This window comes from Rhizobium sp. NFR03 (genome assembly GCF_900111275.1).
Taxonomy (GTDB): Bacteria; Pseudomonadota; Alphaproteobacteria; order Rhizobiales; family Rhizobiaceae; genus Ferranicluibacter.
Map to the genome: position 1 here is coordinate 646,756 of NZ_FOGR01000003.1, position 20,953 is coordinate 667,708.

At 67.2% G+C, this 20,953-nt stretch carries 24 protein-coding genes; 1 reads left to right on the forward strand and 23 read right to left on the reverse strand.

Annotated elements, in window-relative coordinates:
• Positions 1-88: 88 nt before the first annotated feature.
• The 23 genes from BSG19_RS12770 to BSG19_RS12880 all read right to left on the reverse strand — a co-directional run bounded on the left by BSG19_RS12770 (position 89) and on the right by BSG19_RS12880 (position 20,592).
• Positions 89-1,669 carry a Do family serine endopeptidase gene (locus BSG19_RS12770; RefSeq protein ID WP_092988328.1) on the reverse strand — a complete coding sequence of 527 codons (1,581 nt, stop codon included), beginning with the start codon at positions 1,667-1,669 and terminating at the stop codon, positions 89-91.
• Between the two features lie 131 nt (positions 1,670-1,800).
• Positions 1,801-2,259 carry a cytochrome c-type biogenesis protein gene (locus tag BSG19_RS12775; RefSeq protein WP_092988498.1) on the reverse strand — a complete coding sequence of 153 codons (459 nt, stop codon included), beginning with the start codon at positions 2,257-2,259 and terminating at the stop codon, positions 1,801-1,803.
• Positions 2,260-2,294: 35 nt separating this feature from the next.
• The gene (locus BSG19_RS12780; RefSeq protein ID WP_092988330.1) at positions 2,295-4,283 is read right to left on the reverse strand and encodes a heme lyase CcmF/NrfE family subunit; all 1,989 of its coding nucleotides are present in this window, start codon (positions 4,281-4,283) and stop codon (positions 2,295-2,297) included.
• The gene (gene ccmE / locus BSG19_RS12785) at positions 4,280-4,729 is read right to left on the reverse strand and encodes a cytochrome c maturation protein CcmE (protein ID WP_092988497.1); all 450 of its coding nucleotides are present in this window, start codon (positions 4,727-4,729) and stop codon (positions 4,280-4,282) included. The genes BSG19_RS12780 and ccmE overlap by 4 nt, the downstream gene beginning before the upstream one ends.
• A gap of 20 nt (positions 4,730-4,749) precedes the next feature.
• On the reverse strand, positions 4,750-5,904 hold the full coding sequence (gene ccmI, locus BSG19_RS12790) for a c-type cytochrome biogenesis protein CcmI (RefSeq protein WP_092988332.1): 1,155 nt from the start codon (positions 5,902-5,904) through the stop codon (positions 4,750-4,752).
• Between the two features lie 209 nt (positions 5,905-6,113).
• Positions 6,114-6,545: a hypothetical protein gene (locus tag BSG19_RS12795; RefSeq protein WP_092988499.1), complete on the reverse strand. Its 432-nt coding sequence runs from the start codon at positions 6,543-6,545 to the stop codon at positions 6,114-6,116.
• 183 nt (positions 6,546-6,728) lie between these two features.
• Complete coding sequence (locus BSG19_RS12800; RefSeq protein ID WP_092988500.1) at positions 6,729-8,117, reverse strand: ATP-binding protein; 1,389 nt, start codon at positions 8,115-8,117, stop codon at positions 6,729-6,731.
• A gap of 37 nt (positions 8,118-8,154) precedes the next feature.
• The gene (locus BSG19_RS12805; RefSeq protein WP_092988334.1) at positions 8,155-8,847 is read right to left on the reverse strand and encodes a response regulator transcription factor; all 693 of its coding nucleotides are present in this window, start codon (positions 8,845-8,847) and stop codon (positions 8,155-8,157) included.
• A 129-nt stretch (positions 8,848-8,976) separates the two neighbouring features.
• Positions 8,977-9,264 (reverse strand): hypothetical protein, encoded by a 288-nt coding sequence (locus BSG19_RS12810; protein WP_092988336.1) that lies wholly within the window; start codon positions 9,262-9,264, stop codon positions 8,977-8,979.
• A gap of 178 nt (positions 9,265-9,442) precedes the next feature.
• Positions 9,443-13,267, reverse strand: coding sequence for a baseplate multidomain protein megatron (locus tag BSG19_RS12815; protein WP_092988338.1), 3,825 nt, complete (start codon positions 13,265-13,267; stop codon positions 9,443-9,445).
• 5 nt (positions 13,268-13,272) lie between these two features.
• A complete protein-coding gene (locus BSG19_RS12820; RefSeq protein WP_092988340.1) occupies positions 13,273-13,716 on the reverse strand; it encodes an NlpC/P60 family protein in 444 nt (147 codons plus the stop codon).
• 7 nt (positions 13,717-13,723) lie between these two features.
• Entirely contained in the window at positions 13,724-14,611 is an 888-nt protein-coding gene (locus tag BSG19_RS12825; protein WP_092988342.1) for a DUF2163 domain-containing protein, read from the reverse strand.
• Positions 14,608-15,249, reverse strand: a complete 642-nt coding sequence (locus tag BSG19_RS12830) for a DUF2460 domain-containing protein (RefSeq protein WP_092988344.1) — start codon at positions 15,247-15,249, stop codon at positions 14,608-14,610. The genes BSG19_RS12825 and BSG19_RS12830 overlap by 4 nt, the downstream gene beginning before the upstream one ends.
• A gap of 12 nt (positions 15,250-15,261) precedes the next feature.
• On the reverse strand, positions 15,262-15,849 hold the full coding sequence (locus BSG19_RS12835; RefSeq protein WP_170865951.1) for a phage tail tape measure protein: 588 nt from the start codon (positions 15,847-15,849) through the stop codon (positions 15,262-15,264).
• A gap of 1 nt (position 15,850) precedes the next feature.
• Positions 15,851-16,084, reverse strand: a complete 234-nt coding sequence (locus tag BSG19_RS12840; RefSeq protein ID WP_092988346.1) for a rcc01693 family protein — start codon at positions 16,082-16,084, stop codon at positions 15,851-15,853.
• Positions 16,081-16,431: a gene transfer agent family protein gene (locus tag BSG19_RS12845; protein WP_244529224.1), complete on the reverse strand. Its 351-nt coding sequence runs from the start codon at positions 16,429-16,431 to the stop codon at positions 16,081-16,083. The genes BSG19_RS12840 and BSG19_RS12845 overlap by 4 nt, the downstream gene beginning before the upstream one ends.
• Positions 16,432-16,451: 20 nt before the next feature.
• A complete protein-coding gene (locus BSG19_RS12850) occupies positions 16,452-16,859 on the reverse strand; it encodes a phage major tail protein, TP901-1 family (protein ID WP_092988350.1) in 408 nt (135 codons plus the stop codon).
• Between the two features lie 60 nt (positions 16,860-16,919).
• Positions 16,920-17,327, reverse strand: a complete 408-nt coding sequence (locus tag BSG19_RS12855; protein ID WP_092988352.1) for a DUF3168 domain-containing protein — start codon at positions 17,325-17,327, stop codon at positions 16,920-16,922.
• On the reverse strand, positions 17,324-17,659 hold the full coding sequence (locus tag BSG19_RS12860) for a phage head closure protein (protein WP_092988354.1): 336 nt from the start codon (positions 17,657-17,659) through the stop codon (positions 17,324-17,326). Before BSG19_RS12860 ends, BSG19_RS12855 begins: the two co-directional genes overlap by 4 nt.
• Before the next feature lie 2 nt (positions 17,660-17,661).
• Positions 17,662-18,231: a head-tail connector protein gene (locus BSG19_RS12865; RefSeq protein ID WP_092988356.1), complete on the reverse strand. Its 570-nt coding sequence runs from the start codon at positions 18,229-18,231 to the stop codon at positions 17,662-17,664.
• A 75-nt stretch (positions 18,232-18,306) separates the two neighbouring features.
• Positions 18,307-19,575: a phage major capsid protein gene (locus BSG19_RS12870; protein WP_092988358.1), complete on the reverse strand. Its 1,269-nt coding sequence runs from the start codon at positions 19,573-19,575 to the stop codon at positions 18,307-18,309.
• Positions 19,572-20,147 (reverse strand): HK97 family phage prohead protease, encoded by a 576-nt coding sequence (locus tag BSG19_RS12875; RefSeq protein WP_092988360.1) that lies wholly within the window; start codon positions 20,145-20,147, stop codon positions 19,572-19,574. Before BSG19_RS12875 ends, BSG19_RS12870 begins: the two co-directional genes overlap by 4 nt.
• Before the next feature lie 133 nt (positions 20,148-20,280).
• Positions 20,281-20,592 (reverse strand): DUF6107 family protein, encoded by a 312-nt coding sequence (locus BSG19_RS12880; protein ID WP_092988362.1) that lies wholly within the window; start codon positions 20,590-20,592, stop codon positions 20,281-20,283.
• A gap of 102 nt (positions 20,593-20,694) precedes the next feature.
• On the opposite strand from BSG19_RS12880, the gene BSG19_RS12885 reads away from it, so the two are divergent.
• Entirely contained in the window at positions 20,695-20,952 is a 258-nt protein-coding gene (locus BSG19_RS12885) for a hypothetical protein (protein ID WP_092988364.1), read from the forward strand.
• Position 20,953 lies beyond the last annotated feature (1 nt).

Below are 20,953 nucleotides of genomic sequence, written 5' to 3' on the forward strand. Positions count from 1 at the left end.
TTTCCTTGAGAACATTCAACCTGCGGAAACAGCAACGCCGCGAAACCTCATCGATTTCGCGGCGCGCCATGACCTTACCGAGGCGAGATCAGCCCTGGTCGATAGGCAGCGCGATGAAGCGGCTGGCATTATCGGCCTGGATCTGGAACAGCGCCTTGGAGCGCCCGTCCTTCTTGGCCTGGCTGATCACCTTCAGGATGTCGTCCGCAGACTTCACTTCCTGATTGTTGACCGAGACGATCTTCTCGCCTTCCTTCAGCCCGCGATCGCTCGCGTCGCTATCCGGATCGACCTGCGAGATCGTCACGCCCTGACCGTCCTCGGACGGGGCAACCGTCACGCCGAGGTCCGCAAGTGCCTTTTCGCTCGCAGGCTGCGAAGGCTCGTCCGGCTGCGTCGTTTCGGCAGCGGCCTCCTGCTTGTCGTCCGGCAGTGTGCCGATGACCAGCTTCACGCTCTGCGACTTGCCGTCACGCCACAGCGAGACATCGACCGAGCTGCCCGGCTTCATCGCGCCGATCTTGCGGGCGAGTTCGCGGGGCCCCTTGATCGGATCGCCATCGACCGCGGTCACGACATCGCCCTTCTTGATACCGGCCTTTTCGCCCGGCGAACCGGCCTGCGGTTCGATCACCAGCGCACCGCTGGCCTCCGCAAGGCCGAGACTGTCGGCGATATCCTTGTTGACGGGCTGGATCTGCACGCCGAGCCAGCCACGCGAAACGCTGCCATCCTTCATCAGGTCCTCGACCACATCCTTGGCCACGGAGGCGGGAATGGCGAAGGCGATGCCCACATTGCCGCCGGAAGGCGAGAAGATCGCGGTGTTGATGCCGACCACCTGGCCTTCGAGGTTGAAGGTCGGGCCACCGGAGTTGCCGCGGTTCACCGCCGCATCCACCTGCAGATAGTCGTCATAGGGGCCGGAGCCAATGTCACGTCCACGGGCGGAGACAATACCGGAGGTCACCGTGCCGCCAAGTCCGAAGGGGTTGCCGACCGCGACGACCCAGTCGCCGACGCGCACCTTGCTGTCGTCGGCGAAGCTCACATAGGTGAACTTGCGCTTGTCATCGACCTTGAGGACCGCGAGATCCGTGCGGCTGTCCTTGCCAACCAGCTTCGCATCGAGTTCGGTGCCGTCATTGAGCACGACCGTAAAGGCCGAGCCGTCGCTGACGACGTGGTTGTTCGTGACGAGATAGCCGTCTTCCGTGATGAAGAAGCCGGAGCCCTGCGACGTCGGACGCAGGCGACCTTCGCCACCCTTGCCATGGGGGCCACGCTCGGCACGCGGGCCGTTCGGACCGTGCTGCGGACCGCCGTTCGGGCCGCCGAACTCGCGGAAGAGGCGCTTCAGCGGGTGATCGTCCGGAAGATCGTCAAAACCGCGGCCGCCGAAATCGAAGGAGAAGCCGTTGGAGGCATCCTCGGAAACGGGGTTCGCGCGGCTCTGCACGCGAACGGAGACGACGGCCGGGGAAACGGCATCGACCACGTTGGCAAAGCTTGGCACCTGCTGCGGCGCCGTGATGCGGACGGGTTCTGCAAAGGAATTGGTGACAGCCGCCGGGATACCCGTCGAGAGCATGACGGCTGCAAGACCCGCGACGCCGGACGTCTTCAGGACGGTCTTGAGGGAGGGACGGAAAGAACGTGTCGTTGTCATCCTGATGTGCCTTTTCTTCTCTGCTCTGGCTGTGACTGGAGGGAAACAGCTGATGACAAGAGAGATAGGCCCCCCCACCTTACGAGGGAATGTCTTGGGCATGAACATTTGGTAATGTTGAGAGAAACGCCTCAGTCGTCGAGCACGGAGCGCAGCCGCGCTTCCTCCTCCGCAGACAGCGGAGCGGGCGTCACCCGCGTCTGCCGACGGTTGCGCCCCGCAAGCAGCATCGCCGCGCCGCCGGCCACCAGCAGCAGGACCGGCGTTCCCCAGAGGATCAGGGTCTTGCCCTCGAAACGCGGCTTCAACAGCACGAACTCGCCATAGCGAGAGACGACGTAGTCGATCACGGCGGTGTCGGTGTCTCCGCGCGCCAGCCGTTCGCGCACGATCAGCCGCAGGTCCTTGGCAAGCTCCGCATTACTGTCGTCGATCGACTGGTTCTGGCAGACCATGCAGCGCAGCTTGGCGGAAAGCGTGCGCGCCCGTGCCTCGAGCGCCGGGTCGGAGAGCACCTCGTCCGGATTGACCGCGAGCGCCGGGCCGAGCGTCGCGAGCCCGAGCATGAGGACGACGAGCATCGTTGCCACCGCCTGCACGCCCCTGCGAACCAGCGCCAACACCGTCATTCCGCAGCCTCGGGCAGGCCGCGAACCGCTTTGCGCGCCCGCGCCGGCGCGCCGATGCGCAGGCGCCGGTCGCTGAGGGAGATCGCACCGCCGAGCATCATCAGCACGGTGCCGCCCCAGATGCAGAGGATCAGCGGCTTCCACCAGATGCGCACCACGACGCCGCCATTCGTCTGGTCGTCGCCGAGCGAGACGTAGAGCTGGCTCGCCCCGAAGGTCAGGATGCCCGCTTCCGTGGTCGGCATGCGCCGCGCCGTGTAGAGCCGGCGCGCCGACCAGACGTCGGCGACCACAATCCCTGCGCGGCTCACGGTGAAGTGCCCGCGTTCCTCGCTGTAATTCGGTCCATTGCCTGCCTTCACGCCGTCGAAGCGCAGCGCATAACCGCCCGCCTCCGTCGACTGACCCGGCGTCATCGCCAGGATATGCTCGCTCTGGAACGCCGTCACGGCCACGATGCCGATGACGGTCACGCCGACGCCGGCATGGGCAAGCGCTGTGCCGAAGCTCGAGCGCGGGAGCCCGGACAGCCGCCGCCAGGCGGTGGCGAGGGGCACTTTCCCCAAGCCGGACCGGAGCACGAGATCCGTCACGGCGCCGCCGATCATATAGGCGCCGAGCGCAATTCCGAGCAGGGCCAGAACCGGACCGCCGCCCTGCGCATAGGCCACGCCCGCGCCGACCAGCAGCCCGAATGCCACGGCCGCGAACAGCCGCTGGCCAGCCGCCAGCACATCGCCCCGCTTCCAGGCGAGCAGCGGGCCGAAGGGCACGGCAAACAGCAGCGGCAGCATCAGAAGACCAAAGGTCATATTGAAGAAGGGCGGACCGACCGAAATCTTGTCCCCGGTCAGCGCCTCCAGTGCCAGCGGATAAAGCGTGCCGGTCAGCACGGTCGCCGCAGCCGTCGTCAGGATGAGGTTGTTGAAGACCAGCGCGCCCTCGCGAGAGATCGGCGCAAACAGCCCGCCCGCCTTCAGCCGCGCCGCCCGCACCGCAAACAAGGTCAGCGCCCCGCCGATGAAGAGGATGAGGATCACGAGGATGAAGATGCCGCGCCGCGGATCGGTCGCGAAGGCATGCACGGAGGTGAGAACGCCGGAGCGGACGAGGAAGGTGCCGAGCAGCGACAGCGAGAAGGTCAGCAGAGCCAGCAGCACCGTCCAGATCTTCAGCGCCTCCCGCTTTTCCATGACCAGCGCGGAGTGCAGCAGCGCGGTCCCCGCCAGCCAGGGCATGAAGGAGGCGTTTTCGACCGGATCCCAGAACCACCAGCCGCCCCAGCCGAGCTCATAATAGGCCCAGTAGGACCCCATGGAGATGCCGGCGGTGAGAAAACTCCAGGCGGCGAGCGTCCACGGCCGTACCCATCGCGCCCAGGCGGCATCGAGCCGCCCCTCGATCAGCGCGGCGACGGCAAAGGAAAAGCAGACCGAGAAACCGACATAGCCGAGATAGAGCAGAGGCGGATGGATCGCGAGCCCGATATCCTGCAGCACGGGGTTCAGGTCCTGCCCCTCGCCCGGCGCCGGCACGAGGCGTGCGAACGGGTTGGAGGTCAGAAGCACGAAGAGCGCGAAGGCGGTGGCGATCAGCGCCTGAATGGAGAGGACATGCGCCTTGAGGGTGTCGGGAAGATTGCCGCCGAAGAAGGCGACGAGCGCGGAGAAGAAGGTGAGGATCAGCATCCACAGGAGCATCGAGCCCTCGTGATTGCCCCAGACGCCCGAGAATTTATAGATCAGGGGGATCGCCGAATGCGAATTGGCCCAGACGTTCTCGACCGAGAAATCGGACGTCACGTGCGCATGCGTCAGCGCTGCAAACGACAGCGCGACGAGAATGAAGGTCGCGTAAGTCGCCGAGGTGCCGCTGGCCATCAGGCCTGCGTCGCGGCGAAACGCGCCGATCGACGGCAGCGCGGCCTGCAACAGGCTGGTCGCCAGTGCCAGCACCAGCGCGTAATGTCCGAGCTCCGCAATCATCGGATCTTCTCCTGCCCGCCGAGCGAGACGCCCTGCGCCTTCAGCCGGTCGGCCACATCCTTCGGCATATAGGTTTCGTCGTGCTTGGCCAGCACCGTATCGGCCACGAACACGCCCTTGTCGTTCATCGCCCCTTCCGCCACCACGCCCTGCCCCTCGCGAAACAGATCGGGCAGCATGCCGGTATAGGTCACCGGCACCTTGGCCAGCGTATCCGTCACGGTGAAGGTCACCGTCGTTCCCGCGCTTCGCTCCACGGATCCGGCAGCGACCAGCCCGCCCAGCCGGATGCGCGTGCCCGGCGCGACCTGCGCCTTTTCGAGATCCGCCGGGACGTAGAAATAGGCCACCGCCTGGCTGAAAGCGAAGAGCACGAGCAGCACGGCCATGCTCAGAAAGCCGACGCCGCCGGCAATCAGCGCCAGGCGCTTCTGCTTGCGCGTCATCCTGGCGGCACCCCTGACCATCATGGCGCCCTCCCCGTGTCGATGCCGAGTTCGGCGGCGAGCGCCAGAAGCTGCCGGCCACCATCGCCCTCGCGCGGAAAGGCTGCAAGCCCCTCGCGCAACGCGCCTTCCGCTTTGGCGGTCTCGCCCAGCACCGCATAGGAGCGAATGATCCGCTGCCAGCCCTCGAGGTTCGCGGGGTCCTTCTTCAGCTTCGCGGCAAGGCTCGACACCATGCCCTCGATCATCTGTCGCCGGTCATCCGTGCTCATGGCTTCGGCATTGGCGATCGCAGCCGCATCCGGCCCGCCGAGCCTGGCCTCGCCGGCTGCGGGCGCGCTGCCCGCAGGTGCCAGCGCAGCGATATGCTCGTTGACGAGCGGCAGCCACGGCGCGCCGGCAGGCGATGTCTTCACGATCTCGCGAAACGCCGTCAGCGCCTCGTCCGCCTTGCCGTCCTGCTCCAGCCCCAGCGCGAGGTAGAAGCGTGCGCGCGGGTCCTGTGACTGGAGCGCCAGCGATTGTTCCAGCGCCTTGCGCGCCTCGGTCGCCACCAGCCCGCCAGAACGCGCAATCAGGCTTTCGGCATAACCGCCCAGCCGCTGCGGCGATGGGCCGTTGATGCGGATCGCGTTGGAGAAAGCGGAGATGGCATCGTCGAAGCGGCCGCTGCGATAGTAGATCGGCGCCAGTACATCGTATCCGGCGCCGTCTTCCGGGTTGGCAGCCAGCTGCCGTTCGGCTTGCGCGATGAGGATCTCGATATCGTCGCCGGGGTCGGCGAGACGCACGGAAAGCGGCGCATCGGGTAACTCCGGGCTGCCCGTCGTCAAGTAAAGACAGAGCCCCACCACAGGCAGAACGACGATGACAGCCGCCTGCGCCAGCCGGTTTGCCCTGCCTGCTGACGACATCCCGACCGGGGCCGTCTTTCGTTCGGCCTTGGCGCTGGCGGCCAGCAGCCGCCGGGCAATTTCGGCGCGGGCAAGCTCGGCCTCATCAGGGGCGATCAGCCCGTTCCGCGCATCCCGTTTCAGCTCTTCCAGCTGGTCGCGATAGACCTCCGCATCGTGCTGTCCGGCAACGGCGCCAGGCCCGGCTGCGCGCAACAGCGGCAGAAGCAGCAGCGCCGCGACAGTTGCGGTCATCACGGCGACGATGATCCAGAACACCATGTCCAGTCTTTCAAGCCCCTTTGCCAGCGAGCACCGCATGGCGCATCGAGCCCACCCGAGCCGCCGCGGCAGCCGAGGGGTCAGGCTCAGTTCGCAGCCATACTATGCGGACGGCCGGGTTCCAATCGGCAAAGCTGGCATGACGGAAAATTGAGGCCTTCGCTGGACGGCAATGCCGGCCGCTGTCACGCCGGCCGTGACAGCCGTTGTCAGGTCAGCGGCGTCCATGTGCCGTTGGCGTTGCGGCAGGCGACGCCGCGCGCGACATTGTCGGCGGTGCCCGCCGTCACCGTATGGCTGTACTGCCGGCAGTTCTGCGAGCCCACCTGATAGGGTGCAGCCGCAACCACCGAGCCCCGCATTCCGCTGCCCTGCCAGACGACCGGCTGCCCGCCCGGTGCGGCTTCGAGCGCGCGATACTCTGCCTCGAGAGCCCGCTGGCGATCCGCGCCCGACAGTTTCACATTCGCATTCTGACCGATGATACCGTTGCCGAGCGCCGCGATAAAGGAAGAGGATGCGCTGCCCCGCGTCGCCACACCGCCGAGTGCCGCCGTCGTCGGCCCGGCGGATTTGGAGGCGCAACCGCTTGCAACACCCAGGGCGACGACAAGCCCTGTCACTGCCAGCGTCCGGATCATGCGGGGAAAACGATGTGTGTCTGTCATGCGCAAAGCGGATCCGGGTTTCATAGGCAAGCGTTCAAGCGCGTATTTTGCACTGCCGCAAAAAGCGGGCAACAGCTCATCGCGAAATAAGCAACAACATCCGCGCATTTCCCGATGATCCGTGTTGAAAAAGCACGCCGCAGCGCGTGCCGTGCCTTATGAAGCTGCCGGCAGCACCAGCGTCGCCTTCAGGCCGCCGATCTCGGCACGGTCCATGGCCAGCGTTCCGTGATATTCGCCCGCAATCTCCCGCACGATCGACAGGCCGAGGCCCGTCCCCGGCTTGCTCTCGTCCAGTCGCCGCCCCCGCTTCATCGCCATCGCGATCTGCTCCGGCTCGATGCCCGGCCCGTCATCCTCGACATCGACCGTGATCCAGGCCCGCCGCCCGGGGTCGAGCCCCTGCACGCCTTCGCCCGAGAGATGCGCGGTGATCCGGACTTCGCCGACCGCATATCGCGCGGCGTTGTCGAGCAGGTTGCCGACGGTCTCCTCGACATCCTGCTGCTCCATCGCCAGCACGAGGTTGGGCGGCGAGATCGTCAGCAGAAACGTCTTTTCCGAATGCAGGCGGCGCATGACGCGCACCAGCCGCTCCAGCGCCTGCTCGACTTCCGTCCGCGCCAGCACAGATTCGCGCTGGGCCGCGATCCGCGCCCGGTTGAGGTAGGACTGCACCTGCACCTGCATGGCGTCCGCCTGGCTGCGCACGAGCTCGCCATGCGGCGCCTCCAGCACGCGTGCCTCGTTGATCAGGACAGCCAGCGGCGTCTTCAGCGAATGCGCGAGGTTACCCACCTGCATGCGCGCCCGTTCGATGATGCGCCGGTTGCTGTCGATCAGCGCGTTGACCTCGCTGGCCAGCGGCTGGATCTCGCGTGGAAACACCCCGTCGAGCCGCTCGCTCTCGCCGGCCCTCACCTTTTCCAGCGAGCGGCGCGCCTGATCGAGCGGGCGCAGGCCGAAGAGGATGGCCAGCGCATTCATGCCCAGCCCGCCGAAGCCGAAGATGGCGAGCGCGAGGTAGAGATTGCGGTTGAAATCGTTGATATCGGCCTCGAGCACATCGCGGTTTCCGGCAATGCGGAATCGGGCGGTGCGGCCCTGAATGTCGAGAACCACTTCGGTCTCCGCCACCTCCACCTCGTTGCCGAAGCTGTCGAGCGTCGTATAGAATCGCTCGTAGCGAATATCGAACGGCACGTCGTCGACGCTGACGATCGGCAGCTTGCCCGAGCCGAGCGAGGTCGAGACCAGAGGCGGCGTGTTGAATTCGCCGATCGGCTCGACGATCCAGTACCAGCCGGTCTGGGGCTGCGAAAACCGGAGGTCGCCCAGCTGCGGGCTGCCGGCCAGCACGCCCTTGTCGTTGACGACGATGGAGTTGATGACGTTGTAGAGCTGCGCCCGCAGCAGGTCCTGAAAGCCGCGCTCGGACCCCTGCCGGTAGAGCGTCGAGATGACGACGCCGATCACCACGAGGGCCGCCGCCGCCCAGATGGTGGACACGAGAAGAACGCGTGCGGTGAGGGATTGCAGCCGCAGCATCAGTCGCGCCGGCTTGTCTTGGGCAGCCGCCGTTTCAAGATTTTTCCGCCATGCCTTTTTCCGCGACACCCGGCGCCTGCATGCGGTAGCCGAGCCCGCGAACGGTCTCGATCAGGTCGTTGCCGATCTTCTTGCGCAGACGGCCGACGAAGACCTCGATCGTGTTACTGTCCCGGTCGAAATCCTGGTCGTACATATGCTCGACCAGTTCGGTGCGCGACACCACCTGCCCCATATGGTGCATCAGATAGGAGAGCAGCCGGAACTCGTGCGAGGTGAGCTTCAGCGCGACGCCGTTCACCGTCGCCTTGGAGCCCTTGGTGTCCAAGCGCACCGGGCCGCAGACGATCTCGGACGTCGCGTGGCCCGCTGCCCGGCGGATCAGCGCGCGGATACGGGCGAGCACCTCCTCGACATGGAACGGCTTCGTCACATAGTCGTCGGCGCCCGCATCGATCCCGGCAACCTTGTCGCTCCAGCGGTCGCGGGCGGTCAGAATCAGCACGGGCATGCGACGGCCCGCCGCGCGCCATTTCTCGAGCACGGTGATGCCGTCCATTTCCGGCAGGCCGATGTCGAGGATGATCGCGTCATAGGGCTCGCCCTCGCCGAGATAGTGCCCCTCCTCGCCGTCGAACGCCTGATCGACGACATAGCCGGCTTCCTTCAGCGTGTCGGTCAGCTGCCGGTTGAGGTTCACGTCGTCTTCGACCACCAGAATGCGCATCAGATACCACTCTCCGTCTGTCCGTCGTCACGGACCTTACCGGGCAAGCCCGGCAGTATTGCGTTCAGTGCCCGCGCCCGCCATCCGATGGAAGAGGCACGTCCGTCATGGTGGATATAGGGGGCCGATCTACATCGGCACCCGCATCGTCACCTTCTTCGGTCGTCCGCCATTGCCGGGTATAAGCACCGTTACCACGCATTGCCCGTCGGATGTCAGCTGAACCGACAAGAGGTCGCCGCCGGTCTCCTCGACCACCTGCGAGGCCGCCGAACTGCAATCGCCGGAAACGGGCGCGGCCTCCAGGGCTTCAACGTCCGCGATGGCGGGGCTGGCCGAGAAGGGCGCCGCAGCCGTCGGCAGCGGAAGCACCATAAAGCTTCCGGCAAGCATCGCAATGATCAGCGGTGACGGCATGAACGCACTTTCGCATTTCCGAGGTGTTGCGTGTCTATTAGATGTCCCTGCCTGAATGGCGAATGAATGCGCGACTTACGACACTTTCTCAGCTCGGGATCAAGCCCCGATCCGCTGTTTGACCGAAGGTTACCGCGTCTCTTCATGCAATTTCCAGCTGCGGTCACACTCTCCGATCCTACACCGCAAGCAGAGCCTCGCCCGGAAGCCCGAGCGCCACCACCTGCCCTCTCTGCCGCACCCGCACGGCCAACTGGATCTGCCGCGCGCCGAAATCCGCGATTTCGTCAGCCAGCGGATAGGCAAACGCGTTGGTGGTCGCCTCCCCCACGCGCAATACCTGGCTGCCCGAGAGGATCTCGACGCGATAGGCTTCCACCGGCTCGTCAAGCGGCGTTTCCCCGTCCAGCCAGGCATCGGCCGAAACGCGTGCGCAGCGGATCCACCGGAGCGTGAGGTTGCCCCCCGCATCCCGCCGCGCGCCCAGATGCACCGGCGCAAGCGGTGTTTCCGCGCGCATACCGCCGGCAAAACTGTGTGTCTCCGTCGCCCCCGCAGGCATGCCCCGCGCCTCGACGATCCAGTTGAGAGCCTGCCCCGCCTCCCCGCCACTCAGGCCCAGCGGCTGCACGGCCGCGTCGAGGATGACGATGGCGGCACCGGTCTGCGCACCCGCCGCCTGTGCATCCGTGGACCCCCCGAGCCCGCGCAGCAGCCGCGACAACCGCCAGCGTCCGGGCGCGATCTCTTCGGCCAGGCCGAAGCCGAGAATTTCCCACACGCCGTTGCGCGACAGCACGGCGATGCGGTTTTCGCCGCCAAACAGCGCGAGGTCGCCGATCGAGGAGAGTTCGCCTGCATAAAGATCGAGCGTGACGGCATTCACGCGGTCGAACCGACCGGAAACGCCGGGCGACAGATCCGCGACGAGCGTTCCCATCCGGGCAGGCCGCTCCAGCGACAGCCGCGCCGCATAGCCCTCGCGCGTCGGCGAGGCCGACAACGTCACCGATGTCCACGGCCGTGCGAAGACCGCCGCCCGCGCAAAGCTCGTCGCGTCCCCATCCGTGTAGCGCGGCAGGTCCATCAGCTGCACCTGCGGCGCGAAGACAGCGGATGCGCTGTGGCCGTTCGCCGCCACCCGCGCCTGCGGCACGAAGCGGCTGGCGCCGCCCATGACGATGCCACGCGCCTCCACCCGGCGCACGTCGCCATCGTCGATCCGCTCGATGACGAAGGTCCCGGACGGTCCTTCAGGCACCGTCACCACGTCCCCCGGCATGGGGCCGAGCACGTTCGGCGGCAGCGCGAAGCTCAACTGGCGGCGAGCGGCCTGATGGTCGCGCAGCGCCGCTTCCACGGCATCGGTCGCCGCAGCCTCGTGCAGCGCGGCCGCCAGCGACAGGCGCAGGATGCGCTCGTTACCGGGCGTGGCCCTGCGCGAGCGGGCGGTCGTCCGCCCATAGTCGCTGCCGGGATCGAGATGGTCGAGGATGGCCTCGCGGGCATAGTCGCCGGCGTCGCCACGCAGATCCTGCGTCAGGGCGGCGTCCTTCACCTCCGCAAGCGTTTCAAGCGAGGTCGGCGGTCCCGCCTGCAACAGCCGCGAGCGGAAGACGAGCCGCCCGTTCCGCTCGACCGCATCGATGCCTGCTGCCGCCATCAGCGGCTCCAGCAGGTCGCGCGCCGACATCTGCTCGGCCTGCACATAGCCACCGATATCGCCGCAGACGAGGTCCGTATCGCCATCCACGAACCGGTGATCCGCAAGAATGGCGGCGATCGTGTCGGCCATCGTCGCGGTGCCCAGCCGGCCGTTCAGCCAGTGCCCCACCTGCCAGTTGCGCCCGTCCGCCCAGACATCGAGGGCAGCGGGAAAGGCCGGCTGCGGCCGCGCGTCCCAGGTCCAGACGAACATATGGTCGGGATCGACGCCATCTTGCGCGTCCGCGCCCTGCCAGAAATCGTGTTGCGCCTCCAGAAACCGGCGCTGCACCGCATCGCTGCGCCCGCCGCCCGAGAAATACGGAACCGCACTCTCGGAGGATTTCGGATCGGAAAAGACGTTGGGCTGGTTGCCTCCCTTGTCGATCGCCGGACAGCCCGTTTCGGTAAACCAGACCGGCTTCATGCGCGGCACCCAGGCCGTCGGCACCGCCTGCTCGACGCCGCCGATACGCTCGTGATGTGCATGCGCCCACCACGCGCCGATGTCCTTGACGCGAAACACCCACGGTTTGCCCGCAAGCCCGTCGGAGATAGCGCTGCGCCGGCGGGCGCTCCGGTCCGCCGGGCTGGCATAATACCAGTCGAACCCTTCTCCCGCGGCGTTCATTGCCCGCAACACGGCCCCGTCCTCCGGCGTCCGCTGTCCGTCCGGGTTGCCCTCCGCGACATCCCCGTCCCGCCAGTCCGACAGCGGCATGTAATTGTCGATCCCGACCGCGTCGATCGCGGGCGATGCCCAGAGCGGATCGAGATGGAAGTGGACATCGCCCGAGCCGTCGTCCGGGTGATACCCAAAATACTCGCTCCAGTCGGCCGCATAGGTCAGCCGCGTTGCCGGCCCCACGGTCGCGCGCACATCCTGCGCCAGCACCGTCAGCGCTTCCACGAAGGGAAACCGCCGCGCCCCGTCGCGCAGCGTCGTCAGGCCGCGAAGTTCCGAGCCGATGATGAAGCCATCCACGCCGCCCGCATCCCGCGCCAGCCGCGCATAATGCAGCACGAAGGCGCGATACCGCCCGTCCGCGCTACCGGAGCCCCCATCGCCCGATACGATGCCCGCACCGCAAAACGCAGATATTTCCCCGCGCACAGCCGGCGTCCCCTCGGTGCTCCCCGGCCCACCCGGCGCCACGGCGGTGGTGATCCGCCCGCGCCAGGGATACGCCGCCTGACGCACATCGCCATAGGGATCCGGCAGGGTGTTGGCGGCGGAAATGTCCATCATCACGAAGGGATAGAGGAAGACCTCCAGCCCCCTCGCCTTGAGATCGGCGATCGCCGCCACGACGCTGCGGTCGGAGGGCGTGCCCCCATAGGCAGGGCCTCCGCCATCGCTGCTGACGAGATGCGCCTCACCGCGCTCGATACCTGCGACAGACCACGCACTGCTCTCCCGCCCGCGCTCGCGCGTCTCCACGCCGGGACGTATCCGGCACTCCCCGGCGCGCAGATCCGTGCCGAACCAGGAGACGACCAGCGCCACGCGCTTGAGGTTCGGGCACAGCGCCTGCAGCTCGTCCAGCGAGGCCTGCCAGTCCGTTTCGCCGTGAAAGACGTTGCGGTTGACGATGCGGGCCTCCCCCGGCCCGGTTTTTTCCTCCACCGGCGCCGGGTCGTAGCCATGCTCCGTCGCGCCGGGAATAATGGTCACGGCGCGGATCTGTCGCTCCAGCCGGCCGACGGGGCGGATGACCTCGACATGCAGCAGCGGAATCCGGTTGCCGTAAGGTCCGAGCGGCAGCCGCTCGAAGACGACATAGGCAAGGCCGCGATAGGCCGGCGTCTCGCCCGCCGCCTGCTTCGCCGCGATCAGCGGGTCGGGCGCCTGGCTCTCGGCTCCGGTGTGAAGGCGCATCTCGACGGTGGACAGATCGAGTTCGCGCCCATCGGCCCAGACGCGCCTGATCCCGGCGATCGGCCCTTCGCAGAGCCCGAGCGCGATGTTCGCGAAATAGCGGAAGGTCTCCACCCTCGGCCCGCTCGCCTTGCCGCCCTGCCGCTCGCGATGCACCTGCTCCTCGAAACGCGTCGCCCAGATCAGCGTCCCCCCGATCCGCATCGTGCCGTAGACGCGCGGGATCGCCGTGCCCTCTTCCGCCCCGGGCACGCGGGCGTCGCCGAGCCGCGCCCCGGTTACGGTCGTCATGCCGTTTATGATCGAGCGGTCGATGACCGAGCCTGCCAGCGCACCGGCCGCACGGCCGACGATCGCGCCCAGCGGCCCGAACACGCTGCCCAGCGCTGCACCCGCCGCCTGCAGAAGAATGGTCGCCATGAAACTTAAACCTTCTCGGGAAAGCGGAAGACGCCGGCAATGCGCCGCCGCCACGAAGGCACCAGCGCCGACTCCACGACGCTTGCCTGTTCGTAAGCATGGATGAAGCGCGCCGTGCCGGGAGCATCGAGCGCGCTTAGAATGCCCGCATGCTTGGCCGGCATTCCCAGCCGCCAGCGAAAAAGGATGAGGTCGCCCGGCAGCATCGCACAGAGGTCGACGGGCGGCCCCATCGCACGCGTTGCCGCGTCCCACAGCCGGTCCTCCCCGCTCCGTTCCGCCCAGTCCGGCCGGTAGGGCGGCGGCGTCTCCGGTTCCGCGCCGTGAATGTCGCGCCAGATGCCGCGCACCAGCCCCAGGCAGTCGCAGCCCACACCCTTCAGGCTCGCCTGATGCCGGTAGGGCGTGCCGAGCCAGTCCCGCGCAGCAGTCAACACCTGATCGCGCATGGAACGTTCATGGAAACAACGGCCGTCCGTCATGCACTGTCTCCCCATCCGCATAGCCATAGGAAAAGTCGCTGCCCGGCATGTGCGGGAAGCCGCGAAAGTTGAGCGCGTTGTCGAAACGGTCGCGGCAGGTGGCAAAGCTCTTGTCGCACCCCATGGTCACGATGAACGTGTCCCCCGCAGACAGCGGCACCGGCGGCGGCAGCCACAACACCAGCCGCGCGGTGCTCACGCCATTCTCAACCGTGTGATCCTCGACATCGCAGGTCCATCCCGCGTTCGCCCCGCTTGTCATGCGGACGAGCCCGTAGCGATAGGCACCAGCCGCCGCCGAAAGACCGGACACGAGCAGCCCGACATCCCCGGCAACCTCCATGATCACGCCCGTCCCGGTCCGCCCGGCAAGGCTCGCGCCGCATCGTGCATCTCCGAAGGCCGCATCGCACCGCCGCCCGTAGCTGCGGCCCTGCACCGCGCCCAGCCGGTGCGTCAGGCTGCGAAGCTCGGCGCGAAAGGCGCCGCCAGCCCGCGTGACCTCGCCGATATCCTGCACGGTCAACAGCACATGCTGCTCGGGCGCCTGCCAGTTGACCAGAAACTGCTCCACCCGCGCGCCGTCGTAACGCCCCGCCGCTACATCGACCTCGCTGATGGCGGCGTTCGAAAATCCGCCGGCCACCTCGCCGGCATCCGCCGCCAGCCCTGCCGCCGCTTCCGTCTCGCTTGCCCGAAATCCGCTCGCCGCCAGAAAATCGGTCCCCGCAAAACGGAGATCGCGGTCATGCTCGGTAAAGCCGATAACAACGCCATCTTGCCGCGTCACCCGCCAGCCATGGCATACCGTCGTCGCATCGCCGGCCAGATGTGCCGCCAGCGCGTCCGGAATTTCCCTCATGGCCGGATCTCCACCAGCGGAATGGTCGGGATGCGACCCGCCTGAAACTGCGCGAGGTCCACGTCGATCCGGTCGGTGTCGAACCGCACGGGCACATCGAACTCGAAACCCGCCCGCACCAAAGCCCCCGCAGGCGGCACATGGCCGGGCGCAAACGTCACGATGCCCGTGGTCACGTCCAGCGTCACATGCTCTCCCGCCACCTCAGCGCCATTCACCGAGATCAGCAGTGTTCCCGCCGCCGGCTTCACGATATCGCGCACCGTGCCGCCACCGGCATCCGCATAGGTCTTGGTCAGCTGGAAGCGCGCCGTCGCCCCATCGCCGGCGCCGATCACCTGATCGCTCGCCGTGACCGCCCGACCGGGCGTGCCCGAACGAAAATCCACCGGATCGCGGAAGCGAAACCCGTGCAGCTGCCCGGATCGCGCCTCGAAGAAAGCGAGAACCGCGTAGAGGTCGTCGATCTCGCGGATGCCGGACCCGGCATCATAGTGCCGCCGCGCGTCCCGCCAGCGGTTGTTGCGGTTCTCCCGCCCGTTCGACAGGCTGACGATATCGGTGCGGCGCACCGGCCCGCCGCTGGTGCCCAGCGCCAGCCGCATCGGAAACCGCACCTCGTGAAATCCCTGATCCATGGACTTTCCCTTTCAAACGCCGCGCCGCCCGCGCCCGACGGTGCGGGTCAGCATGGCGGCAATCTGCCCTTCCGAGCGTCGAAAGCTGTCGGCATCGCTCGCGGTCACGTTGAACACGACGTTCGGCGCGCCGCCCATCAAGCCGCCCGCACTTACCCCCGTCCCGCCGCTCGCCTGCCCCGCGACCGACGAGCCCCCGCCGGCCGCTGCACCTCCACCGGAAAGCCCCTGAAGAAAGCGCGGGGTGCCAAGGCTTCCCCCCTCTGAAAACGGCGCCACGGCACGTCCGCCGGACGCGCCGCCCATGTCCTTGGGCAGCCCTTGCGCCAGTCCGTCGAACACCGTGCCGATCCCCGTGGAAACCACATCCTGCAACGGCTTCAGCCCGGCAGACAGCGCGATATCGACCAGCCGGAGCCCCGTGCTCTTCAGAATATCGTCAAGCCCCCGGCCTCCGCGCACCGCGCTCGAAAGCGCGCCCGTGAGTGCCGAACCGAACCGCCCGGCGCTGCGCTCCAGATCGGAAAGCACCGCATCCAGCGCCTTCCCCTCCGCGATCATCGCCGGGAAGGTGCCGCCCGTGTCCGCCTCATCCGCCATATCAGCCTCCATCGCCCTCATCGTCCGGAAATTGCATCATCATTCGGGAGAGCCCTGCCCTGTCAGGCGCAGCACCGTGTTTCGTCACGAGCCCCAGCGCCGCCGCCAACTCGCGCGGGGTCATCCGCCAGAAATCGCGTGCCGGCAGCCGCAGACGGGAGAGGCCGGCTTCCATGGCCGCCTCCCAGGGAAAGGGCGCCGGAGCCGCCCAATCCTCGCCGTCTGCGGCCGTCAGGGGTCCGGCGCGGTCTGCCCGTCGCCCGGTTCACCGCCGAAGGCTGCCGTCAGCAGTTCGCCCACCAGCCGCGCCAGGCCCGCCAGTCCGTCCTCGACGCACATGCCGGCGACATCCTCGTCGGACACGATGTTGCCGCCGCCGCGCAGCCCCGCGGCGAGGATCGCGATCAGATCCTCCGCCTTCAGCCCGCCCGCCAGAAACCGTCGTGCGAGGGCAGCAAGACTATCTGCCGCAAAGGCGGTTTCCAGTTCGGCAAGACTGCCGAGCGTCAGGCAGAGGATGCGTCGCTCGCCGTCGATCACGGCCTCCACCTCGCCACGGTGCCGGTTCGCGCGCCCGGTCACGCTTTTGTCGCGCGGTCGCATCAGGCCACCACGAAGCTGAGAGGGCCGGCCGATTCCAGCGCCGCCTCGAACTGCACTTCGCCGTTGTACTGCCCGGTATAGTCCAGCGTCGTCAGCTGGAAGAGGCCGCTCACCGTGCCGAAATCCGGAATGATCACCTGCCAGGTGAGGATCGCGCCCGAGAAGAAGGTCGAGCGCACCAGCGCATCGGAGGCCTGATCCTTGAACAGTCCCGCGCCGGCAATCGATGCGCGCTGCACGCCTGCCCCGCCCAGAAGCTCGCGCCAGCGTCCACCGGATTCCGCGTCGGTCACATCGACCGTTTCCGCATTGAATGCCAGTCGCTTGGACCGAAGCCCGGCCACGGTCGTAAACCCGCTGCCGTTCTCGATCTTCAGCAGAATGTCCTTGCCCTTCTGCGCCACCATCGGCTTTTCCTTCCTGTCTTCGTTCTGTTGGTTGCATCCGGTCCGGCACGGTTCGCCGGTTCAGCCCATCGGCTCCGTCACCGCCCGAAACCGCATCACCGCCACATGCCCCCGCACGTCCCCGTCACGCGCCGTTCGCGTGGCCTCATGCCGCAGGTTCACCAGATGATGGCCGGCAAGCGGGAGGCCCGCATCGTGCAGCAGCGCCCGCACGCGGCCCGCAATCTCCTGCACCGCAAGGTTGCCGCCCTCGGGCCCACGCGCCTCGATCGTCATCGCATGCTCTTCGCCCGGCTCGCTCGCCGTCGACCAGTCGCGGCTCTCGATGCCGGCAAGGCGCAGATACGGGTGCTTTGCGCCCTCCAGCAGCCGGTCGTGGATGCCGCCATCCCCGAGGGCCGCCACAAGGGCCGCATCGCCCGAAAGCCTCGCAAAGACCGCGGCCTGAAGCGCGTTTCCCGCACTCATGTCAGCGTCTCCCGGCAGCGGCACACGAGGTAGCGCCGCGTTTCGTCCGGATCGAACGCCGACAGGATCACAAACAGCCGCGCTCCCTTGCGAAACCGCATGCCGGCGGACACGTCGGCGCGATGCCGTATCCAGACGTCATGCTCGACATCGCCAAACGCCTCGTTGCCCCGCTCGCCCGTCAGTGCCACACGCGGCTCGATCAGCGTCCAGAGCGCGCCGGCGCTGTCGAATATCCGCGAAATGCCGCCCTGCCCGTCCGGCGTGTCCACCGGCATTTCCAGCTCCATCCGCGCCGTCATGCGGCCGGGGTCTATCGTGTCGGTGCGCATGGTCAGAGCCTCATCCGCCGAAAGGGTGCGACCAGCCGGTCGTAACCGGCCGGCACGTCCGCCGGCTGGTCGCCGGGGGCGACGGCACCGCGATAGGCGTAGAGCAGCGTCAGATGCGTGAGCAGCGCCCGCTTCAGCGACGCCGGAACCTCGGCCCCGGTCGTTCCGAAGCCGGCCGTAAAGTCGATCTCGACGCCGTTCACCGCCCGCGCCGTCTCCAGCCCCGCCGGCAAGCTGAGCCGGGCCGGAAGCGCCGCGCCATCCAGCACGAACCCCGTCATATCGGCCTCGAACGGCGCGCCCAGCGCATCGTATCCGGTGATCGTCTCGATGCTGACGATGGGCCCCCGCCCGATCTCCAGCACGCGCCCCTCCGGCCAGGCGTCGAGGTAGAGGCGGAAGGCGCGGGTGATCAGCACGAGGCCGGTCGTCCGTTCCAGATGTTCGCGCACCGTGGTGATGAGGTCGGCGATCACGGCATCGTCGGCCGTGTCGTCGACGCGCAGATGCGCCCGCGCTTCGGCAAGCGTCAACGGCTCGCCCACCGGCGGCGCCAGTTCGGCAATGGTCATGGATGTCTCCGGTCTGGAAGGTCAGAGGAAGCATGACCGGCAGGCAACGCCCGCCGGCCCGAAACGCCGGGAAGGTCAGTTGAGCGCGAACTTCACCGTCTTGATCGCCTCGAAGTTCTGCACCCCGCCGCCAACGCGCTTGGTCGTGTAAAACAGCACGTAGGGCTTGGCGGAGTAGGGATCGCGCAGGATGCGCACGCCCGTCCGGTCCACCACGAGATAGCCCGACTGGAAGTCGCCGAAGGCGATCGCCATGCCGCCGGTGGCAACATCCGGCATGTCCTCGGCTTCCACGACCGGAAAGCCCAGCAGCGAAGCCGCCTGGCCGACAGTGGATGGCGGCTGCCACAGGTAGTTGCCGTCGGCATCCTTGAACTTGCGGATGTCGGCCTGCGTCTTGCGGTTCATCACGAAGCTCGCCTTCTGCCGGTGGCCCGCCTTCAGCGCATAGATCGTGTCGATCAGCACGTCGGACGGCCCGCTCGGGCGAAAGCCGTTGGCAGCACCCGTGGCGATGTAGCCGAGACTGCCCCAGGCCCAGCTGGCGTCGGCGACAGCACCGTAGCTCAGAAACCCCTTCGGCTTGTTGATGCCGTCGCCGGTGACGAACGCCGTGCCCTCCTGCTCGCTGAAGGCGATGTCCACCTCGTCGGCGATCCAGCTCTCCACATCGACGGCGGCATCGTCCAGCAGCGCCGCCGTCGCCGCCGGCATGGCATAGAGCTCCATCGTCGGGAAGGTCAGCTCGGAAAGCTGCGGCGTCGCCGTCTGCGGTCGCGCCGCGGTTTCCGAGACCCAGCCGGAGGCGAGACCCGACACCGCGAACGGCTTCTTCAGCACGCTGCCGGAAACCTGCCGCACGGTCGAAAGCGCGCGGATCGGCGAGATCACCTGCAAACGGCGACCGATCTCCGTGTCGGTCTGCGCCGGCACCAGATAGCCGCCGTCGCTCGCCGAGCCGATGGAGAACGCCTTTTCCTCCAGCGCCCGCAACGCTCCTTCGTCGCCACGGCGGATGTAACTGTCGAAGGCCGCCTTGTGCTCGGCCGCCTCGAAGCTCATCGCGTCGGCCTTGCCGCCCAGCGCCGGACGCGCCTTCTTCAGGAGCATCTGGTCCAGCGCCCGCTTCTGCTCGTCCATCCCGCGCGAGATCCGGTCCACCTTGTCGCGCGTCACCACGTCGGCGGAGAGCTTGCTCTCGATCTCGCCCAGCCGCTGATCGTTCGCCTCCTTGAACACCTCGAAGGCGCCCATGAAGTCCTCGAAGGCCGAGGCCATCGTGTCCGGTATCGTCTTGATCTCCGGAGCCGTCTTCGATGTTCCGGCTGTCTGTGCATTCGTCATCTGCAGAAATCCTTTCGTTCCACCATCATCCGGGCCGCCCGCCGCATCGTGCGAACGAGTTCCGTTTCCCTGTCGCGGAAGAACCGCGCATGCTTGACGTTCGAGACCCGCGCCGATGGCAGCATCGGAAAGGTCACGACCGAAATTTCCCAAAGGTCCGCTTCCAGCACGCGGCGGATGCCGCTCTTGGCGTCGGTGCGCGCCTTCACGGTCTGAAAGCCGATGGAGAGCCCGTCGAGCGCGCCGCCCTTCATGAGCTGATGCACCTCGCGGGCCCGCGCCACGCCTTGGGAAAGCCGCCCCTCGACGAACAGCCCCCGTCCGTCCTCCCGGATCGTCGTCCAGGTCCCGATCGGCTCGTTCGGATCGTGCTGGAACAGCATCCGCACGCCGCCCGCGCCGCGCTTGGCCAGCGAGTGCAGGAAGGCGCCGCGCTCGATCGTGTCCTTGCCGAGATCGATCTCGCCGAACACGCTGGCATAGCCCGAAAAACGCCCCTCGCCCGTCACCCCCGCCAGCGTCAGCCCGGCAACCGCCGTCGTCCGCCGGACCGCATATCGGTCTGTCGCCATGGAAATCTCCAGTGATGTGATCTGTTGAGAAAGCCGCTCTGCCCGGCTCTATCCTCTTGTTTTCTCCGCATTGTCCGACGCCGAAGCGATCCCGCTTCGGCTGGAAATGCTATAGTGCGGCTGGGGCGGCTGCCTATTTCTGCCCGTACCGCCGTGAAATCCGCAGCGCGGCGCCCAGCGCCCACCACGCCATGAGGCTCGCCGCCGCCGATCCGGTCAGCAGCACCTCCGCGCTGGACACGCGACCGGCAATGCCCAGCCGCTCGACGGCCCACACGCCGGTCGGCCCACCGAACACCAGCCCGCAGACCGTCCCCGTCAAAAACCGCGACGCCGCCTCATGCCGGCTTTTCGGCAGGAGATAGATGAGCGACACGGCAGCCCCCGCCACCGCACCAATTCCGCGCGCTGCCCATAGCACCGGGTCCGGCTGAAGTTCGGCCATTTGTTTCGTCCTTTATGGATGGAAGAGAGGATGCGGCCGTCAAGACGCAACATCCGACATTGCCTGTGATATCATTCGCCACGGATCGGAAAGGTCACCCTCATGAGCCAGTACCCTCTGCGCGTTCCCGACTATCTGCTCGACCAGGCCCGCGAAGCGGCCAGGGAAGAGAATGTGTCGATCAATCAGCTCTTTCTCGCCTTCATCTCGGACGGCATGGGCCAGCGCCGCGCCCTGCGCTCGTTGCAGGCGCGGGCTGCAAAGGGCGATCCCGCGCGCGCACTTGCTCTCCTTGAATCCCTGCCGGATCACGGACCCGAGGCGGGCGACGAAATGCCGGAGGAGCGGTCCGAGAAGTGAC

Bases quoted from the DNA above. Each gene is read 5' to 3' on its own strand.
- BSG19_RS12770 (WP_092988328.1), bottom strand. From the start codon at position 1,669: ATGACAACGACACGTTCTTTCCGTCCCTCCCTCAAGACCGTCCTGAAG.
- BSG19_RS12780 (WP_092988330.1), bottom strand. From the start codon at position 4,283: ATGATTGCGGAGCTCGGACATTACGCGCTGGTGCTGGCACTGGCGACC.
- ccmE (WP_092988497.1), bottom strand. From the start codon at position 4,729: ATGACGCGCAAGCAGAAGCGCCTGGCGCTGATTGCCGGCGGCGTCGGC.
- ccmI (WP_092988332.1), bottom strand. From the start codon at position 5,904: ATGGTGTTCTGGATCATCGTCGCCGTGATGACCGCAACTGTCGCGGCG.
- BSG19_RS12795 (WP_092988499.1), bottom strand. From the start codon at position 6,545: ATGATCCGGACGCTGGCAGTGACAGGGCTTGTCGTCGCCCTGGGTGTT.
- BSG19_RS12805 (WP_092988334.1), bottom strand. From the start codon at position 8,847: ATGCGCATTCTGGTGGTCGAAGACGACGTGAACCTCAACCGGCAGCTG.
- BSG19_RS12810 (WP_092988336.1), bottom strand. From the start codon at position 9,264: ATGCCGTCACCGCTGATCATTGCGATGCTTGCCGGAAGCTTTATGGTG.
- BSG19_RS12815 (WP_092988338.1), bottom strand. From the start codon at position 13,267: ATGGCGACCATTCTTCTGCAGGCGGCGGGTGCAGCGCTGGGCAGCGTG.
- BSG19_RS12820 (WP_092988340.1), bottom strand. From the start codon at position 13,716: ATGCGCGATCAGGTGTTGACTGCTGCGCGGGACTGGCTCGGCACGCCC.
- BSG19_RS12825 (WP_092988342.1), bottom strand. From the start codon at position 14,611: ATGAGGGAAATTCCGGACGCGCTGGCGGCACATCTGGCCGGCGATGCG.
- BSG19_RS12830 (WP_092988344.1), bottom strand. From the start codon at position 15,249: ATGGATCAGGGATTTCACGAGGTGCGGTTTCCGATGCGGCTGGCGCTG.
- BSG19_RS12835 (WP_170865951.1), bottom strand. From the start codon at position 15,849: ATGGCGGATGAGGCGGACACGGGCGGCACCTTCCCGGCGATGATCGCG.
- BSG19_RS12850 (WP_092988350.1), bottom strand. From the start codon at position 16,859: ATGGTGGCGCAGAAGGGCAAGGACATTCTGCTGAAGATCGAGAACGGC.
- BSG19_RS12855 (WP_092988352.1), bottom strand. From the start codon at position 17,327: ATGAGTGCGGGAAACGCGCTTCAGGCCGCGGTCTTTGCGAGGCTTTCG.
- BSG19_RS12860 (WP_092988354.1), bottom strand. From the start codon at position 17,659: ATGCGCACCGACACGATAGACCCCGGCCGCATGACGGCGCGGATGGAG.
- BSG19_RS12865 (WP_092988356.1), bottom strand. From the start codon at position 18,231: ATGACCATTGCCGAACTGGCGCCGCCGGTGGGCGAGCCGTTGACGCTT.
- BSG19_RS12870 (WP_092988358.1), bottom strand. From the start codon at position 19,575: ATGACGAATGCACAGACAGCCGGAACATCGAAGACGGCTCCGGAGATC.
- BSG19_RS12875 (WP_092988360.1), bottom strand. From the start codon at position 20,147: ATGGCGACAGACCGATATGCGGTCCGGCGGACGACGGCGGTTGCCGGG.
- BSG19_RS12880 (WP_092988362.1), bottom strand. From the start codon at position 20,592: ATGGCCGAACTTCAGCCGGACCCGGTGCTATGGGCAGCGCGCGGAATT.
- BSG19_RS12885 (WP_092988364.1), top strand. From the start codon at position 20,695: ATGAGCCAGTACCCTCTGCGCGTTCCCGACTATCTGCTCGACCAGGCC.